Below are 16685 nucleotides of genomic sequence, written 5' to 3'. Positions count from 1 at the left end.
AAAGCCGCGACAGCGGCAAGGCTGTCGCGGCGGATGCTTTCTTCAACCCCTCACCCGGCCCTGCGGGCCACCCTCTCCCGCAAGGGGAGAGGGAAGAAGGATCAGAACGCCGGCACCACCGCGCCCGCGTACTTCTTCTCCATGAACGCCTTCACGTCCGGCGAGGTCAGGGCCGCCGCCAGCTTCTTGACGCGAGGGTCGTCCTTGTTGTCCGGACGGCCGACCAGGTAGTTCACATAGGGGCTGGTCTTGTCCTCGATGATCAGCGCGTCCTTGGACGGGTTCAGCTTCGCATCGAGCGCGTAGTTGGTGTTGATCACCGCCAGGTCGACCTGGGGCAGCACGCGCGGCAGGGCCGGGGCTTCCAGTTCCTTGAACTTCAGGTTCTTCGGATTGCTGGTGATGTCCTTGAGGCTCGAGAGCTCGTTCTTGATGTCCTTGAGACCGATGACGCCGTTCTTGGCCAGCAGGATCAGGGCGCGGCCCTCGGTCGAGGCGTCGTTCGGGATGGCGATCGTCGCGCCGTTCGGAACCTCGGCGATCGACTTCCACTTGGCGGAATAGGTGCCGATCGGCTCGACGTGGACGCCCTGGATCGGGATCAGGTTCGTACCCTTGTCGTGGTTGAAGCTCAGCAGATAGGGCAGCGTCTCGAAATAGCTGACGTCGATGCGCTTCTCGGCGACCTGGGTGTTGGGCTGGACGTAGTCGTTGAACACCTTGATCTCGATGTTCAGCCCTTCGGCGGCCAGCTTCGGCTTGATGAATTCCAGCACCTCCGCGTGCGGCACGGCGGTGGCGGCGACGGTCAGGGTGTCGGGCGCGCTGGCCTTGGGCTCTTTCGGGCCGCAAGCAGCAAGAGCCATGGCGGCAAGGCCGAGAACGAGGAAAGCGCGGCGGGCGACCATGAACGGCTCCATAAGGCGATCTAACCGGTAGGGTTTTACCCGGTCAGGCGTCGAAGAGAAAATCAGATTTCCTGGGGAGAGGTCGAGAAGAGCCCGAACGTTCCCTGCCGCGTCGCCTCAGCCGGCGTCGGAGGCCTTCAGCGTCCAGGTCGAGATCAGGTCGGGATTGCGAACGACGTCCCCGTTCTCGTTCATCCGATACTCGCCGAGGTCCGCCAGGCGGAACGCCCGCGCATCAGGCGGCAGGGTCAGGGTCTTGCCTTCGCGGCCGCCGCGCAGCGACACGCGGAAGCCCGTCTCGGGATCGGCGCTCTCGATAACCCCGTGCATCTGGGAGCGCTTCACGAGCGCGCCCGCGTCGTCGACATAGTGGAGCGCCACCAGCAGATACCGGCCGGGCGCATAGACCTCGAGTCCCTCGTCCCAGGCGGGCGAATGGTTTTCCTGGGACACGGACACCCTAGGCCTCCTCGTCGTCGTTCGCGGCCTCCGGCACGTCCGGCAGGCCATGGATGATCCAGTTGGCCACGAAATCGGGCTTCTCGCCAGTCAAGCTTGTGACCCCCGGCTCGGCTTTTTGGATGGCCGAGGTCTGGGGCGGCAGGGTGTAGGTGTCGCCGTCGTGCTCGCCCATCAGGTCCAGCACGATGCCCTCGTCGAGGGTCGCGTCGATAACCACGCCGAAGAACTGCTGGCGCTCCTGCACCTCGCCATCGTCGTCGAGGAAGGTGAGGTTCATCAACAGGGTCTTGCCCAGCAGGGTCAGGACGAAGTCGGCGTCCCAGTGGTCGTCTCCGGGAGCGCCTAGCTCGGTGTCGAAGTGTTCGTCGGTCATGCCTTCAGCCTACTTGTGCGAAACGCGGCGCACCACCGCGTCGCCGATCATCTGCAGCACCTGCACCAGCACCAGCATCAGCACGACGGTCACGATCATGACGTCGGTCTGGAAGCGCTGGTAGCCGAAGCGGATGGCGAGATCGCCCAGGCCGCCCGCCCCCACGACGCCGGCCATGGCGGTGTAGGACACCAGGGCCACGGCGGTCACGGTCGCGGCGGCGACCAGGCCCGGCAGGGCTTCGGGCAACAGCGCGCCCAGCACCACCTGCCGCCGCTTGGCGCCCATGGCGAAGCTGGCCTCGATCACGCCCTTGTCGACCTCGCGCAGCGCGGTCTCGACCAGGCGCGCGAAGAACGGCGCAGCGCCGACGACCAGCGGCGGGATGGCACCCGCCACGCCCAGCGAGGTGCCGACCAGGGCGACGGTCAGCGGGATCATCACGATCAGCAGGATCACGAACGGCACCGAGCGCAGCACGTTTACCAGCAGCGACAGCAGGCCGTTGGCCAGCCGGTTCTGCAGCATCTGGCCCCGGCCGGTCAGGAACAGGATCACGCCCAGCGGCAGGCCGACGACGATGGTCAGCACCATCGAGCCGCCCAGCATCGCCAGGGTGTCCAGCGTGGCCTGGCCGATCTCCGACCAGTCGATGTTCGAGACGCTCATCGGGCGGTCTCCCCGCTCAGTTCATCCACCCGGACGCCCGACGCCTGGAACTGGGCGATAGCCGCGGCCACGTCGCCGCCGGTCAGGGCCAGGGTCAGCTGGCCGTAGGGCGTCTCGCGCAGGCGATGGATACGCCCGCCCAGGATCGAATAGTCGACGCCGGTGGTCCGGGCGACCTCGCCCAGCACCGGCTTGTAGGTCGCCTCGCCCTTGAAGGTCAGGCGCACCACGCGGCCGCCGACACCCGGCGCTGCGGAGACCTCACCGTCGGCCTCGCGCACGAAGCGGACGGCGGTGTCGCTGGTCGGGTGCAGGAAGACCTGCTCCACGGCGCCCTCCTCCACCACGCGGCCGGCCTCCAGCACGGCGACGCGGTCGCAGACGCGGCGGACCACGTCCATCTCGTGGGTGATCAGCACGATGGTCAGGCCCAGCTCCCGGTTCAGGCCCGAGATCAGGTCGAGGATCTGTTCGGTCGTCTCGGGATCGAGCGCGCTGGTGGCCTCGTCGCAGAGCAGGACCTTGGGATTGGTGGCCAGCGCCCGGGCGATGCCGACCCGCTGCTTCTGGCCGCCCGACAGCTGGGCGGGGAACTTGTCGGCGTGGGCGGTCAGGCCGACGCGCTCCAGCAGCTCTGCGGTGCGCGCCTTGACCTCGGCGGCCGGACGGCCAGCCAGCTTCAACGGGAAGGCGACGTTCTGGGCGACCGTCTTGCCCGACAGCAGGTTGAAGTGCTGGAAGATCATCCCGACCCGGCGGCGCAGGGCGCGCAGGCCCTCGACGCCCAGGGCCGCAACATCGTCGCCGTCAACGACCACCCGGCCGCCGGTCGGCGTCTCCAGGCCGTTGATCAGCCGGATCAGGGTCGACTTGCCCGCGCCCGAGGCGCCGATCACCCCGAACACCTCGCCGGCGTTCACCGACAGCGAGACCTCGCTCAGGGCCGCATGGCCCGCCGAATTGCCCTGGGCGGCATAGGTCTTGGAAACGGCCTCGAAGGCGATCACGAGCGCTGGGACCTTTCGCGGAACGGGCCGGGGTGATCGCTCACGTGGCTCCTTGGGTCAAGCAGGCCCGAAAACCTCGCCCTTCGACAAGCTCAGGGTGAGGTTTTCTACGACAGCGCCTGAAATCGTCCTCACCCTGAGCTCGTCGAAGGGCGAGGACGACTCCGAAACGGCGCCGCCCCTACTTCGCCTTCGGCGGGGCGTTCTTCACGTACTTGTCCATCCACTGGGACATTTCCCAGAGGGTGTGGCCGGTCGACTCCCGCGCGCGGTAGCCGTGGGCCTCGTTCGGCAGGGTCACGTAGCGGACCGTCGCGCCGGCGCCCTTCAGCGCGGCGTAGAAGCGCTCGCTCTGCACCGGGAAGGTGCCGGAATTGTCGTCCGCCTCGCCGTGGATCAGCAGGATCGGATCCTTGATGCTGGTCGCGTAGGTGAACGGGCTCATCTTCGTATAGGTGTCGGTCGCGTCCCAGTAAGTGCGCTGCTCGGCCTGGAAGCCGAACGGCGTCAGGGTGCGGTTATAGGCGCCCGAGCGGGCGATGCCGGCCCGGAAGAGACGCGTGTGAGCCAGCAGGTTGGCGGTCATGAACGCGCCGTAGCTGTGGCCGCCGACGGCGATCTTGTCGCGATCGGCCACGCCCAGCGCCACCACCGCGTCAACGGCCGCCTGGGCGTCCGCCGTCAACTGCTCGATATAGGTGTCGTTCGGCTCGGCGCCGTTCTGGCCGATGATCGGGAACGCGGGATTGTCGAGGATCGCGTAGCCCTGGGTCAGCAGGAACAGATGGCTGATGCCGCCCGGACGGGTGAAGCGGTTGCCCTCGTCCACCGTCTGGCTGGCGACGGCCGCATCGGTGAACTCGGCCGGATAGGCCCACATCAGCAGCGGCAGCGGGCCGTCCTTGGCCTTGTCGTAGCCGGCCGGCAGGTAGAGCACGCCCGACAGGGTCACGCCGTCGGCGCGCTTGTAGGTGATGGTCTGCTTGCTGACGCCGGCGAACTGCGGCGCCCGGTCGGGGAAGCTGGTCAGGGCCCTGGCCTTGGCGCCCTTGGCCGCGGCGTGGACGTAGTAGTTCGGCTGCTCCTTGGCGCTTTCGCGACGGGTGATCACCGACTTGCCGGCTTCATCGGCCAGGCCCACCGGAACCTCGTAGTAGGGACCTTCGGCCTGCCATAGCTTGGTGGTCTTGCCATCGGCCAGTTCCATGCGGCCGATGAAGGGGAACTCGCCCTTGGCCGAGGCGCCATCGCCCGCGACGAACACCGCCTTGCCATCCGGCGTGAAGTGCAGGACGTCCTCGCCCTCGGCGTTGCGGCGCGTCAGGGCCCGGCCCGGGTCGTTGTACTTGTCCTGGTAGTTGCGCTCGATGATCACCCGGCCCGCGCCGGGCTTGCCCGGATCGATGGCGATGAGCTTCTGATTGCGGGTCTGCCACCAGCGGCTGGTCAGCAGGGCGAAGTCGCCCTTGCCCCACTCGATGCCGCGATAGCGCTGGTCCAGGTCGATCAGCTTGGTCGGCGCGGCGGTGAACGGCGCGGACAGCATGAAGACGCTGTCGTGCACGGCCACCTTCTTGCGAGGATCGCCGCCGTCCTGAGCCTCGGCCCAGGCCAGGGTCGCCGGCGCGTCGGCGCGCCAGCTGACCGAGCGCACGCCCGTCGACACGGCGTCGAACGCCGGCGGCAGGGTGTCGGCCAGCGGACGGTCGACCAGGGTCTTCACCGGCTGGCCGTCGATGGTCGAGACGGCGATCTCGGTCGGGAACAGGCCCGCCGGCACCAGGTAGCTGTAAGGGCGCTTCAGGCGGTTGGTCAGGACGTACTTGCCGTCCGGCGAGATCGCGGCGCTGGAGATCACGCCCGGCTTGCCGACCGCCGTGGTCTTGCCGTCGGCCAGGTCCACGCGGGTCAGCTGCGAGGTGAAGTAGTAGTCGAACAGCGCCTCGTCATGGGCGTTGGTGAGCAGGTCCTGATAGGTCCGGATCGCGGCGGTCTTGCCCTTGGACTCCTGGATGGTCGGGCCGGTCGGCGTGGTGCTTTCGCTCGGCGGCGCACCACGGCCGGCAACCACGGTCTGGACCAGCAGGCTGGCGCCGCCCGGCAGCCAGTCATAGCCGGCGCCGAACACGGCGTTGACGACGGGCTCCGTCACCTTGCGGGCCGTGGCGGTCTTCACGTCGACGACCCACAGCTCCAGGCCGGTCTTGGCGTCGAGCAGAAAGGCCATCTTGCTGCTGTCGGGCGACCAGCTGGGCGACAGGAAGCGGGCGCCGGCCGGCAGGGCCACGGCGCGGACCTTGCCCGTCGCCACGTCCTCGAACGACAGGCTGTTCAGCCAGGCGGCGCGAGCCTCGATCGGGCCGTTGGTGCGCGGGTTGATGCGGGCGCCGCCCAGGCGAAGGATCGGCTCCGAGACGGCGGCGATCGAGGGCAGGTTCTCGCGGCCCAGCAGGGCCAGGGTCTTGCGATCCGAGCTCACCGCGACGCCCGGCGTCGGGGCGGCGTCCAAGATCTGGGCGATCGGCGCGGGCGGGGTCTGGTAGCCGTCGGCCGCCAGGGCGACGCCGGCGGCCAAGGCCGAGAAAGCGACCGACGCGGCCAGCGCCAGCGCGCGGCCTCGGAACGAAGTCTGGAACATGCAGGAGCCCCTCACTTGAAGCGCGCTCCTTGAGCCGGTGCGCCGAACGGGAGGCATGGTTATGCAGGCTTTGGCCGGAAGGGAACCGAATTTAGTCGCAATTCGGGGCTATGAGTGCATTTCGCGCACCATTTTTTGCGGAAAGCGGCGGAATTCGATTTCGCCGATGCAACATGGTGTCGGCGGGGAAATTCTGAGCGCTCTTGCCCGTCCTCGCCCTTCGACAAGCTCAGGGCGAGGACTACAACCGATCAGTAGAAAACCTCACCCTGAGCTTGTCGAAGGGCGAGGTTTTCGCAGCGCCCTACGGCTTCTTCACCACCGCGCCGCCCTTCATCACGAACACCGGCTTCTCCAGCGTCGTCACGTCGGCCAGCGGATCGCCCGCCACCGCGATCATGTCGCCCCAGAAGCCGACGGCCACCTGGCCCACGCCCTTGCTCTGGCCCAGGGCCTCGGCGGCGGTGATGGTCGCCGACTGGATGGCCTGCAGGGGCGTGGCGCCGTAGCGGACCATGATCGCGAACTGCTTGGCGTTGTCGCCGTGCGGATAGACCCCGGCGTCGGTGCCGTAGATCATCTTCACCCCGGCCTTCAGGGCCTTCTTGTAGTTCTGGCGCTGGATCTCGCCGATGTCGCGGTCCTTGCGGAGGTTGTCCTCCAGCACGCCGTTCTTCTTGCCCTCGGCCTGAGTGTAGTCGGTGTTGTAGATGTCCATCGAGAAGTAGGTCCCGTGCTGGACCGCCAGCTTGATGCCCTCGTCATCGACCAGGCTGACGTGCTCGATGGTGTCGATGCCGGCCTTGATCGCTTCGCGGATGCCGCTGGCGCCGTGGGCGTGGGCGGCGACCTTGATGCCGGCCATGTGGGCCTCGTCGGCCACGGCGTGCATCTCGTCATAGGTCAGCTGCTGCTGGCCCGGCTCGTCGCCGCGCGAGAACACCCCGCCCGTCGCGCAGATCTTGATCACCTGGGCGCCGTACTTCTTCAGCGTCCGCACGACCTTCCGCGCCTCGTCGGGGCTGTCGATGTTGTAGGGGCTCTTCTCGTCCATCGAGGGCGGGAAGAAGGTCGAGTCGCAGTGCCCGCCCGTCGCGCCGATCGCGTAGGTGGCCGTGACGATGCGCGGCCCGACCACATAGCCGGCGTCGATCGCCTCGCGCAGACCCACGTCGTCGAAATCGGCCGAGCCGACATTGCGGATGGTGGTGAAGCCGGCCTCCAGCGTCTTCCTGGCGTTGGCGACCTGCACCACGCTCCAGAAGCGATCGCTGTATTCCAGGCTGTTGTAGCCGCCGATCTCGGCCAGGCCGTCGATATGCGTGTGCATGTCGATCAGGCCCGGCAGCAGGGTCGCGCCGGGCAGGTCGACCACCTTGGCTCCGGCCGGAACGGCGTCGCCCTTCTTGCCGATGCTGGTGACGCGCCCGTCGGTGACGATCACCAGCGGATTGTCGACATACTTGCCGGTGGCGACGTCCAGCAGGCGGGCGGCGGTCACCGCCTCCACCTCGGCCGCGCCGGCGCCGCCGGCCATGAACAGTCCGACCGCGGTCATCGCCGCGATCTTGAGGCCCTTACCCATTCGATCCGTCCCCGTGCAAACTTGAGCATGGAGACGCTAGCAGACGGGAGGGAGCCGTCGAGCCTTACTGAGGGACAACCTCGCTGGGGCGCTGCATGACTTCCTGGGCGCGCTGCGCCTGGGTCCGCAGCGCCTTGCGCTGCTCGGGCGTCGTGCAGACCTTCACCGGGAAGTGGCTGCCGGTCGGGATCTCCTTGCGGCAGATCAAGCCGTCCTTCTTCTTGTCGGCGGCCGGCGCCGGTGCGGCGGTTTCGGCGGCGGTCGGCTGGACCGGCGGCTGGTCGGGAGCGGGCTGGGCCGAGACAGACGTCGCCAAGGCGAAGGACAACACGGCGACGGACGCGAAGAAACGCATGACACCCTCTGGTTCACGAAATGCCCGCCGATAGGCGAGAGCGGGACCGGACACGTCAAGTTACGACATGTCCATCTGCGACCAAACCAAGCGTTGAGGATACGAACGGGTCGTTTGATGCGCTCGACGCCCTTCAACCGATCCGCTAAGCCTCGCGACCTTAAGCGGGCGTGGCGAAACTGGTAGACGCACCGGACTTAAAAGCCTATGCGCGCCGCTAAAATCGATAAAAATATCAATAAAATCAAATGTAAGCAGATTTCTTCGCCCTCCAGAAAGAAGCACAAATCTAGCACAAACGCCCCAGCCGCTAGCACAAGCGCCAGAAGTCTGGCTCGCGCAGCGGAGCGAGGCCGCCACACCGTGATGGATGGCAAGGTTCAGCTCTACCGACGCTCCGGCAGTCCGTACTGGCAGTGCGCTAGCTCTGTCGGGGGGCGGCAGCGACGAGCCAGTACGCAGGAGGACGACCTTACGCGGGCGGTCACCTTCGCCCGCGATTGGTACGTCAAGCTGCTGAGCGGAGATCGCCTAACGCCGGAGACGGTGTCGACCCAGTTGCCGAAGACTGCGCCTGAGCCCCTTCAATCCTTCCGAGAGGCCGCAAGGCGCTTCATGGTCGAGTACGAGGCCATCACCCAAGGTCAGCGTAGCGTGATCTATGTCGAGGGCCATCGACGGCGCTTAGCCAACTACCTCGTGCCGTTCTTCGGCGACCATCCGGTCACCGCCCTTACCTCCGGCATGATCGCCGACTATCGCATTCACCGCATGCACGGCGGCAGACGTGGAAAACCACCTGCGCGAAGCACCCTGCACCAGGAGATCGTCTGCCTGCGCCAAGTCCTCAAATCGGCCATTCGCCATAGATGGATCGACCATCTCCCCGACCTATCGGTGCCCTACGGCCGGTCGGGGAAAGTGTCTCGCCGCGCCTGGTTTTCGCCCGAGGAGTGGAAACTATTCGAGGCCGCCGTACGCGATCGAGCGAAGAACCCGCTGAAAGAGCGGTGGCGCAGCGCCAGTGAGAACTTTCGCGACTGTGTGCTCTTTCTGGTCAACACGGGCCTGCGGCCCGATGAGGCGCTTCGCCTTGAGTATCGTGACGTCGCCATCGTCGCCGACGCCGGTACGGGCGAACGCATCCTGGAGATCGCCGTTAGGGGCAAGCGTGGAGTGGGCTGGTGCAAGAGCATGCCTGAAGCCGTAGCGCCTTTCAGGCGGCTCAAGACGCGCAATGCGGGCCAGGCGATGGAACGCCTCTTCCCTTCCCTCCAGCACGAACTGTTCAACGCCATTCTCAGCGAGCTGAACATGAAATTCGACCGCGAGGGACAGCGTCGGACCGCCTACAGCCTGCGGCACACCTACATCAGCACCCGGCTGATGAACGGCGCCGATATTTATCAGGTCGCCAAGAACTGCAGAACCAGCGTCGAAATGATCGAAACCTACTACGCCTCGCATATCAAGAACGTCATCGACGCCTCGGCGATCAACGTTCGTAAGGCCCCGACCTCTCGCTCGCGGGCCAAAGCATCTCCAGCCAAGCTCTGACCGAATGGTCGCCAAAAGGCCGGAACCGGCCGACGCGACCATTGGCGAAGGGATGGACCGAACGGTCCGTCCCGGTGGCGTTCGCGCTCCGCACGGAGCGCAGCCATCGCCGCGCGCCGGGTTCGGCCATCGTGCACCCGGTCAGCGTCGCGATGGCGGCGCTGACCGGCCGATAAACCAATAGCTAACCGCCACCAGAAGCCCATCGCTAATCTTTGACTGCCAGATTTCCTGCCCCCAACAGCGGAAGGCAGTGCGTTGACGGCGCGACACCAACTCATGGACGGCAGGGTGCAAGTCTATAGGCGCCCCGGCAGCCCTCACTGGCAGTGCGCCTGCACTGTCGCCGGTCAGCAGCGGCGGACGACGACTCGCGAGGAGAGCCTGGCGCGCGCCAAGGACGTCGCCAGCGACTGGTACCTCGGACTCTTGGGGAAGTATCGGTCAGGCGAACTCAAGGCGGGCAAGACTTTCGCCCAGGCAGCGGATCGCTTCATCAACGAGTTCGCCGTCATCATGCAGGACGAGCGCAGTCCGATCTATGTCGATGGCCATCGCAACCGTATCAAGAACCACCTCACCCCCTTTTTCGGGCAGACCCCCGTAGGCGAGATCACCGCGGGCATGGTGCAGGACTATCGCCTCCATCGAATGTCGACCGGTCGCGGCGGCAAGCCTCCCGCCCGCAGTACGCTGCATCAAGAAATCGTCTGCATCCGGCAGATCTTGAAAACCGCCCACCGTCATCGATGGCTGGAGCATCTGCCCGATCTTTCGACGCCCTATCGGACGTCGAGCAAGATCTCGCGCCGGGCCTGGTTCTCCCCGGACGAATACAAGCGCCTCTATGCCGCTACGCGCGAGCGAGCCAAACACCCCAAGGCGGCGCGCTGGCGCGCCGCCTCTGAAAACTTGCACGACTTCGTGCTCTTCATGGTCAACACCGGCCTGCGCCCCGACGAAGCCTTGGGTCTCGAGTATCGCGATGTCGCAGTCGCGTCCGACGAAGCGACAGGCCAGCGCATCTTGGAGATCGCCGTGCGGGGCAAGCGTGGGGTCGGCTGGTGCAAGAGCATGCCGGGCGCCGTGACACCATTCACGCGCCTTCAGACGCGGAACGCGGGGCAGCCGACGGACCGCCTGTTCCCTTCGTTCCCCCGGCAGCTCTTCAACACCATCCTCGGCGAACTGGACCTGAAGGTGGACCGCGAGGGGCAGAGGCGTACCTCCTACAGCCTTCGCCATACCTACATCTGCATGCGGCTCATGGAAGGGGCCGACATCTACCAGGTGGCCAAGAACTGCCGGACTAGCGTCGAGATGATCGAGACCTACTACGCGGCGCACATCAAGAACATGATCGACGCCTCCGCGATCAATGTGCGCAAGACCCGCCCGTCGCCCGCCCGTTCCGCCAACACGGCAGTGCGCCTGGGTTTGTCGCGCACGCGGTCGAAACCCTCGACGCCCAGAGCCTAGCCGACTATAGCTCGGCTCGGTTTAGGCGGGCGTGGCGGAACTGGTAGACGCAACGGACTTAAGCCAAGGATTGAGTGCGCCCGGGGAAACTCGGGACGTAGAACTGCTCAAATTCGGGGAACCCTGTCAGATGGCGATCCCGAGCCAAGCCCCTCCGGGGAAGGTGTAGAGACTAGACGGGCAGCACCTAACCTCTGGTCTACCGGAGCACGGTGAAGGGATAGTCCAGACCACGAACGGCCCGGTCGACGGGCGGGCGGCGAAAGTCGAAGTGGTACGAAAATCCGTCAGCCGAAAGGCTATGCCGGTTCGATCCCGGCCGCCCGCACCAGAACTCCTGGAAGTCCAGCAAGGCGCGGAAGGCGCTAACTCTACCAAATCCGCTGGAAGGCGCGCTGCGAGCGCTCCTGGGCTCATCGAGAGGGCATCCACAGATCGAGCAGGTATAGACGCCGCTCAACCAACTCCATTTTTGCGATGTACAAGGGCAGCCGCCCAACTCACTCAACCAATTGCCGCAGGGTAATTCCCCGAGGCGGATGTCTAAAGCTCCGACGGGGCGGACCGCCTCGACCAAGGCGGCGCACTAAGCTGCGCGCCCACCGGCTTTGTCTGACGCCTGTATGATCCGCGTCTAACTTCCGTCTGACACCGCCTGCTTATGCAGCTTCGGTCTGTATGAAATTCGTCAAATCGGTGTCCGACTCTTGTCTCATCTCCGTCCTACCGAGCCGGCCGGTAGCCAACGAGTAGCCGGCTTGTCGCCACCTCGTAGCCGGCGCGTAGCCAAGTCGTCGCCAGTTTGTCGCCAACTTGTCCCTGGCGCTCCGAAATGTACCCAGATCGTACCCATCTAGTCCTCAAGGGGTACCCAAAGCCTACCCTGATAGTACCCAAAGCGTCGCTTCGGGAGCGCCCTGACGGGCGCGTGGTTGGAGACCCCCTTTTTTGGAGGTTGTGGGGTGTGGAATCTCCACGTTTTACGCCCTTAAATTTGGCGACACACCATACGCACCTCCAGAATGGAGGTAAGCAACTGTAATAACTTGGAAAATCTCAATTTTCACATTTTTTAGCGACTACATTTTACAATACACGACATGTAAATTTGTGTTATTTTTCAGTGACTTTTGATATCACAAAACACCACAAGGGAGAATACATGCGTCCTCGCCAACTCTCCGAACCGATCCAGGTCCGCCTCACCCCGCTACTTCTCGCCCAAATGCGCAATGAAGCGGCTGCGCGTCCGATGTTGATCTCCGAGCTTATCCGGGAGCGACTGGACCTAGCCCAGATGGTCCAGGACCGCATCGACGACCTTCGAGACGACATCGCCTTCAGATTGGGCCAACACGATGCGCGCCAGCCGCCGCCAGCGCTAGACAACACCTTGTTGGTGGAAATCCTGCTGACCCTTCGCGCTATCGCCTCACCGCAAAAGCTTGATATGGTCAGAGGCGATATGCGCTACCAAGGCCTCGAACCATGGACTCCAAAGTAGGAGCACCCAACTCGCGGCAAGGCAGCACTTGAAAGCAGCAGACTTCGAACGAAACCTTGCACTCTTGCGATTTGGCGCGAGCGCTAGCGACGATGGCAGACATGGAGTTTCAGGCCGCAAGCCCGTCGAGCCTTCCCGCCAATCGACCTGCGATGCAGTTTGACAGGAGCGCACGGCGACAGCTATCGGCCGGGGCTATTCGGTTGTTCCTGGGAGCAACAGAAATCCTACGGCTATCAACCGAAGAGCGTAGAGCCCTTCTAGGGGATGTCCGGCCCTCGACCTATCGCGTATGGTGCAAAGATCCAGCGCGGATCGTATTGGCACACGATCAATTCGAGCGAATTTCGCTTCTATTGGGGATCATCAAAGCCCTGAGACTGGTGTTCGCCGATGATAGCAAGGCCTGTGAATGGCTACGGGCGGCGAACTCCCTCGCCCCTTTCGATCAGCGCACGCCAGCCGAGCTTATGGCCGCTGGCGGTATCATCGGCCTTTACAGAACCCGTCGACATTTGGACGCTTGGTCCGGATGAATACCTGGCGGTGAAGCTGGCCGAGGCTTCGCGGTAGTGGCGTGGTGCTGTCAGCCTAACGCTAACCGGTCTCCGCATCATGGTGCGGGCCAACCCGTCGGCGGAGACTGAGTTTGAAACCGCTATCGTTCAAGCGCCACCGCTTCCCGGCCGACGTCATAAGACACGCCGTCTGGCTCTATTTCCGTTTCAGCTTGAGCCTCCGCGACGTCGAATGCCTCCTCGCCGAGCGCGGAATCGAGGTCAGCTATGAGACGATCCGGTGCTGGACCAAGAAGTTTGGGCCGCTCATCGCCAGGCGCTTGAAGAAGCTCCGTCCCTCCCCTTCGCCCCGTTGGCACCTAGACGAAATGGTCTGCCGGATAGGCGGCAGGCACATGTACCTTTGGCGCGCGGTCGACGACGAAGGCGAGGTTCTGGAACTGTTGATGCAACGTCGCCGAGACACGAGGGCAGCTCGAGAATTCCTCAAACGACCGCTGCGCCGCCAGCCGGTCGAGCCCGAAACCATCTCCACCGATGGCCTGTCGTCCTACTCGGCGGCCCTGCGGGCGCTGGATTTGGAGCACCGTCATCGGCCAGGACGGCTCCGGGAGAACAATCGAGCCGAGAACTCCCACCTTCCGATCCGGCAACGAGAGCGGAGGATGCAAGGCTTCAAAAACCAGCCATCAGTCCAGCGCTTCCTATCCATCCACGCCGCCGTCTACAACACCTTCGCCATTCAGCGACATCTGATCAGCCGACCCAACCTTCGCCGCTTCCGCGCCGAGGCTCACAGCGCGTGGACGAAGGCCACCGTCTGAAGCGGCCAAGTCTAGGCCACCTGCGACCTGCGGAACTTAACCTGACAGGGCTCTTGCCAAAGCCAGCGCCAAAGTCACCAATTCCCCGCACGGGAGCGCGTTTCGCCATAGAGACGGATGACCCGGCCGGGATCGTCAGCCTCAAGGGCCCGAGCGCGACACCATTCAGCCAGGTAGGCGATCAAGACCTTGACCTTCCTGGGGACATCGCCGCCTGGCGCGTAGGCGGCATAAAGCGGCCGGCTTTCCAGCTGAACGTCCGGCAGAATCTGCCTGAGCGCGCCGCGTTCGATATCGGAGGCCGCGACGCGTCGCGGCAGCATCACGATGCCCAGGCCGCCGACCGCCGCCGTGCACAGCGTCAAGAAGCTGTTGGAGCAAAATCGCGACTGTACTCGAAGCGACACCCGCTCGCCGTCCAGCACGTGCCAGATCGGTTCGGCCGGTTGGGTGAGACAGTCGTGATCCATCAGCTCTTTGTAGGTCTGCGGCTCCCCCCGCTCCGCCAGATACGAGGGCGCAGCAACCAAGGCGTATCCGATCTCGCCGATCTTTTTGACCATGATGTCGGAGTCGCGAATGTTGTTCGGCTGGATGCAGACGTCATATCCGCGATCGAGGAAGTCGTAGGGGTTCGCGGAGATTTCCCCGATATGGAGCTGCATCCGAATTTTGGGATTGAGCACCGAGAATTCTGTCAGAGCCTCGGAAATATCGAAGTTCCCGATCAGCTTGGGACAGAGCACGGAGATATTGCCCGAGACGTCACCCTTGATGGTCGTGATCGCATCTTCGCCCGAGCGGATTTCGGAGAGGACGCGAAGGCACATCTCGTAGTAGCGCTGACCAGCTTCAGTCGGCGTGACCGAGCGCGTGGTGCGATTGAGCAGGCGCACTCCGAAGTGAGTTTCCAGGTCGGTGACGTGGCGCGACACGAGCGCCCGCGAAATCCCCAACTCCTCGGCCGCGGCGGTGAAGCTCGAATATTTCGCGACCTTGGCGAAGGTCGCCATCGTGGCAAGGCGATCCATTGTCGCTTCACTCCCCAGATCGGTCTGACCCCGATCTTATCGGAATAGAGCCGCTGGGGTCGATCGAGGTGATAAGTTCTGCGTTTCGGCTCATCGGATCAGTCGGGGCGCAAAGCGCGCTTCTAGCGCGCCCACTCCCACTGCCAACCAGCGCCTCAAAAATGGGATTGTTGCATAACCCGCAACTGATGCGCCGGTCCGATCGCGTTGACCCGCGTCGGAGGACAGCTACGATTTTCCTCGAGTTCGACCCCAGGCTTGGGCTTTCCGAGAATGGACGGGGCTCCACGAAACCGTCGCCAAATGGCGTCGCGAAACAGCCCAAAAGAGACTTAGAGGACGACGCTTAATGACAACGCCCAGCTTGCAGGACGGTATCGACAAGGCCGGCTCACCCATCCAACTCCTCTGGAAGCCCAATCCACCCGTGCAGAAGGTGCCGGTGGTGCAGCCCGAATTCATCGGCTGGGCGGCAGAGCAATCGGCTTGGCGCGACGGGGTCATCCTCTACGACCTCTGCCACCACATGAACGATCTCTTCATCGAAGGGCCTGACGCAACCAAGCTGCTCAAGGCGGTGAGCGCAAACGACTACGAGAACTTCGTCATCGGCCAAGCCAAGCAGTTCATTCCCGTCACCCCCAAAGGCGACATCATCACCGACGGGATTCTGATGCGGATGGAGCCCGAGAAATACATTCTCAGCGGCGTGCCAGCGTCCCAGACCTGGGTCCGCTACCACGCTCAGAAGGGCGGCTACGACGTCACATGCGTGGCCGATCCGGACTCGGCCAATCGTCGCACTGGCGGACCGCCGGTCATGTTCCGCTATCAGTTGCAAGGCCCCAAGGCCATGGAGGTCATGGAGCGCGCGCTAGGTGGTCCGGCGCCGAAGGTGAAGTTCTTCCATTCCGAGGAAGTCACGATCGCGGGCCGCAAGCTGCGCGCCTTCCGCCATGGCATGGCGGGCCAGCCTGGTTTCGAGTTGCTGGGCCAATGGGAAGACAACGACGCGGTGAAGGGCGCGCTGCTGGCCGCCGGCGAGCCGTCCGGACTGGTCCAGATCGGGGGCTTGGCCTACTATACCAACGGCATCGAGAGCGGCTGGATTCCGACCCCTACCCCCGGCATCTACAGCGACCCGGATCTGGAAGACTATCGCAAGTTCTGCAGTCTGTTCTCGTACGAAGGCCAAAAGCCGATCCACGGCAGCTTCTTCTCCGAGAACATCGAGGACTACTACATCTCACCGTATGAGTTGGGATACGGCCGCTCGATCAGCTTCAACCACGACTTCATCGGTCGCGAAGCGTTGGAGAAAGCCAAGGAAACCCACAAACGCACGCGCGTGACGCTGTTGTTCAACGCCGACGACGTTCGCACGGTCCTTGGCGAGGATCCCGGCTACCTCCTGCGCTATGCGCGCGACCGCGTCGAAGTCGGCGGCGAGTTGGTCGGCCTGTCGATGTATACGGCCTTCTTCCCCGAACACGGCACGATCCTGTCTCTTGGCCTGGTCGACAAGGCCCACGCCACGCCGGGTACGGAAGTCACGATCGCTTGGGGCGAACATCCCGGTTCGGGCACACCGCCCGAAGCTCATCTCGACTTCCCGCGGATCAGGGCAACGGTTGAGGCCTCGCCCTACGACCAATTCGCCCGAACCGGCTATCGCGCCGCGTCCTAGGCATCGACTAGAGCTCTTGAACCTCAAGGCCCTGCTCTTCATCCCGAAGAGCAGGGCCTTTTTGCTTGGGCTTCACGCGCCCACCGCC

At 64.4% G+C, this 16685-nt stretch carries 15 protein-coding genes and 1 pseudogene; 7 read left to right on the top strand and 9 right to left on the bottom strand.

Annotated features, from left to right (window positions below; genetic code table 11):
- Positions 1–101: 101 nt before the first annotated feature.
- The 6 genes from AC07NN_RS04995 to AC07NN_RS04970 all read right to left on the bottom strand — a co-directional run bounded on the left by AC07NN_RS04995 (position 102) and on the right by AC07NN_RS04970 (position 6057).
- A complete protein-coding gene (locus AC07NN_RS04995) occupies positions 102–920 on the bottom strand; it encodes a MetQ/NlpA family ABC transporter substrate-binding protein (RefSeq protein WP_494638043.1) in 819 nt (272 codons plus the stop codon).
- 105 nt (positions 921–1025) lie between these two features.
- Positions 1026–1361: a hypothetical protein gene (locus tag AC07NN_RS04990; protein ID WP_494638041.1), complete on the bottom strand. Its 336-nt coding sequence runs from the start codon at positions 1359–1361 to the stop codon at positions 1026–1028.
- A 7-nt stretch (positions 1362–1368) separates the two neighbouring features.
- Positions 1369–1743, bottom strand: a complete 375-nt coding sequence (locus tag AC07NN_RS04985) for a hypothetical protein (RefSeq protein ID WP_494638040.1) — start codon at positions 1741–1743, stop codon at positions 1369–1371.
- A 9-nt stretch (positions 1744–1752) separates the two neighbouring features.
- The gene (locus tag AC07NN_RS04980) at positions 1753–2412 is read right to left on the bottom strand and encodes a methionine ABC transporter permease (protein ID WP_494638038.1); all 660 of its coding nucleotides are present in this window, start codon (positions 2410–2412) and stop codon (positions 1753–1755) included.
- Positions 2409–3419: a methionine ABC transporter ATP-binding protein gene (locus tag AC07NN_RS04975; protein ID WP_494638036.1), complete on the bottom strand. Its 1011-nt coding sequence runs from the start codon at positions 3417–3419 to the stop codon at positions 2409–2411. The genes AC07NN_RS04980 and AC07NN_RS04975 overlap by 4 nt, the downstream gene beginning before the upstream one ends.
- Positions 3420–3600: 181 nt before the next feature.
- Positions 3601–6057 (bottom strand): S9 family peptidase, encoded by a 2457-nt coding sequence (locus AC07NN_RS04970; RefSeq protein ID WP_494638034.1) that lies wholly within the window; start codon positions 6055–6057, stop codon positions 3601–3603.
- Between the two features lie 203 nt (positions 6058–6260).
- Between AC07NN_RS04970 and AC07NN_RS04965 the strand changes: the two are divergent.
- Positions 6261–6352 (top strand): annotated as a pseudogene (locus AC07NN_RS04965) (hypothetical protein); the annotation flags it as partial.
- Positions 6353–6361: 9 nt separating this feature from the next.
- On the opposite strand, the gene AC07NN_RS04960 reads toward AC07NN_RS04965, so the two are convergent.
- Together AC07NN_RS04960 and AC07NN_RS04955 are read right to left on the bottom strand one after the other, a co-directional pair.
- Positions 6362–7642: a Xaa-Pro dipeptidase gene (locus AC07NN_RS04960; protein WP_494638032.1), complete on the bottom strand. Its 1281-nt coding sequence runs from the start codon at positions 7640–7642 to the stop codon at positions 6362–6364.
- A 64-nt stretch (positions 7643–7706) separates the two neighbouring features.
- Positions 7707–7997: a hypothetical protein gene (locus tag AC07NN_RS04955; RefSeq protein WP_494638030.1), complete on the bottom strand. Its 291-nt coding sequence runs from the start codon at positions 7995–7997 to the stop codon at positions 7707–7709.
- A 615-nt stretch (positions 7998–8612) separates the two neighbouring features.
- On the opposite strand from AC07NN_RS04955, the gene AC07NN_RS04950 reads away from it, so the two are divergent.
- From AC07NN_RS04950 to AC07NN_RS04930, 5 genes are all read left to right on the top strand, one after another.
- A complete protein-coding gene (locus tag AC07NN_RS04950; protein ID WP_494638028.1) occupies positions 8613–9554 on the top strand; it encodes a tyrosine-type recombinase/integrase in 942 nt (313 codons plus the stop codon).
- A 279-nt stretch (positions 9555–9833) separates the two neighbouring features.
- Positions 9834–11033 (top strand): tyrosine-type recombinase/integrase, encoded by a 1200-nt coding sequence (locus AC07NN_RS04945; protein WP_494638027.1) that lies wholly within the window; start codon positions 9834–9836, stop codon positions 11031–11033.
- A 1162-nt stretch (positions 11034–12195) separates the two neighbouring features.
- Entirely contained in the window at positions 12196–12537 is a 342-nt protein-coding gene (locus AC07NN_RS04940; RefSeq protein WP_494638025.1) for a hypothetical protein, read from the top strand.
- 92 nt (positions 12538–12629) lie between these two features.
- Positions 12630–13073, top strand: coding sequence for an antitoxin Xre/MbcA/ParS toxin-binding domain-containing protein (locus AC07NN_RS04935; RefSeq protein WP_494638023.1), 444 nt, complete (start codon positions 12630–12632; stop codon positions 13071–13073).
- A 113-nt stretch (positions 13074–13186) separates the two neighbouring features.
- Positions 13187–13879, top strand: a complete 693-nt coding sequence (locus AC07NN_RS04930; protein WP_494638021.1) for an IS6 family transposase — start codon at positions 13187–13189, stop codon at positions 13877–13879.
- A gap of 74 nt (positions 13880–13953) precedes the next feature.
- Here the strand turns inward: AC07NN_RS04930 and AC07NN_RS04925 are convergent, their stop codons facing one another.
- Positions 13954–14910 carry a LysR family transcriptional regulator gene (locus tag AC07NN_RS04925; protein ID WP_494638019.1) on the bottom strand — a complete coding sequence of 319 codons (957 nt, stop codon included), beginning with the start codon at positions 14908–14910 and terminating at the stop codon, positions 13954–13956.
- 349 nt (positions 14911–15259) lie between these two features.
- Between AC07NN_RS04925 and AC07NN_RS04920 the strand changes: the two genes are divergently transcribed.
- Positions 15260–16597 carry an aminomethyl transferase family protein gene (locus AC07NN_RS04920; RefSeq protein ID WP_494638017.1) on the top strand — a complete coding sequence of 446 codons (1338 nt, stop codon included), beginning with the start codon at positions 15260–15262 and terminating at the stop codon, positions 16595–16597.
- Positions 16598–16685: the final 88 nt, after the last annotated feature.

The organism is Caulobacter sp. GW821-FHT09H08, from assembly GCF_059415885.1.
Note: the sequence above shows the minus strand (reverse complement) of the source record. Positions and strands in the feature narration are given on the sequence as shown.

Coding starts and splice junctions, on each gene's coding strand:
- AC07NN_RS04995 (WP_494638043.1), bottom strand. CDS start 920: ATGGAGCCGTTCATGGTCGCCCGCCGCGCTTTCCTCGTTCTCGGCCTT.
- AC07NN_RS04985 (WP_494638040.1), bottom strand. CDS start 1,743: ATGACCGACGAACACTTCGACACCGAGCTAGGCGCTCCCGGAGACGAC.
- AC07NN_RS04980 (WP_494638038.1), bottom strand. CDS start 2,412: ATGAGCGTCTCGAACATCGACTGGTCGGAGATCGGCCAGGCCACGCTG.
- AC07NN_RS04970 (WP_494638034.1), bottom strand. CDS start 6,057: ATGTTCCAGACTTCGTTCCGAGGCCGCGCGCTGGCGCTGGCCGCGTCG.
- AC07NN_RS04960 (WP_494638032.1), bottom strand. CDS start 7,642: ATGGGTAAGGGCCTCAAGATCGCGGCGATGACCGCGGTCGGACTGTTC.
- AC07NN_RS04955 (WP_494638030.1), bottom strand. CDS start 7,997: ATGCGTTTCTTCGCGTCCGTCGCCGTGTTGTCCTTCGCCTTGGCGACG.
- AC07NN_RS04950 (WP_494638028.1), top strand. CDS start 8,613: ATGGTCGAGTACGAGGCCATCACCCAAGGTCAGCGTAGCGTGATCTAT.
- AC07NN_RS04945 (WP_494638027.1), top strand. CDS start 9,834: ATGGACGGCAGGGTGCAAGTCTATAGGCGCCCCGGCAGCCCTCACTGG.
- AC07NN_RS04940 (WP_494638025.1), top strand. CDS start 12,196: ATGCGTCCTCGCCAACTCTCCGAACCGATCCAGGTCCGCCTCACCCCG.
- AC07NN_RS04935 (WP_494638023.1), top strand. CDS start 12,630: ATGGCAGACATGGAGTTTCAGGCCGCAAGCCCGTCGAGCCTTCCCGCC.
- AC07NN_RS04925 (WP_494638019.1), bottom strand. CDS start 14,910: ATGGATCGCCTTGCCACGATGGCGACCTTCGCCAAGGTCGCGAAATAT.
- AC07NN_RS04920 (WP_494638017.1), top strand. CDS start 15,260: ATGACAACGCCCAGCTTGCAGGACGGTATCGACAAGGCCGGCTCACCC.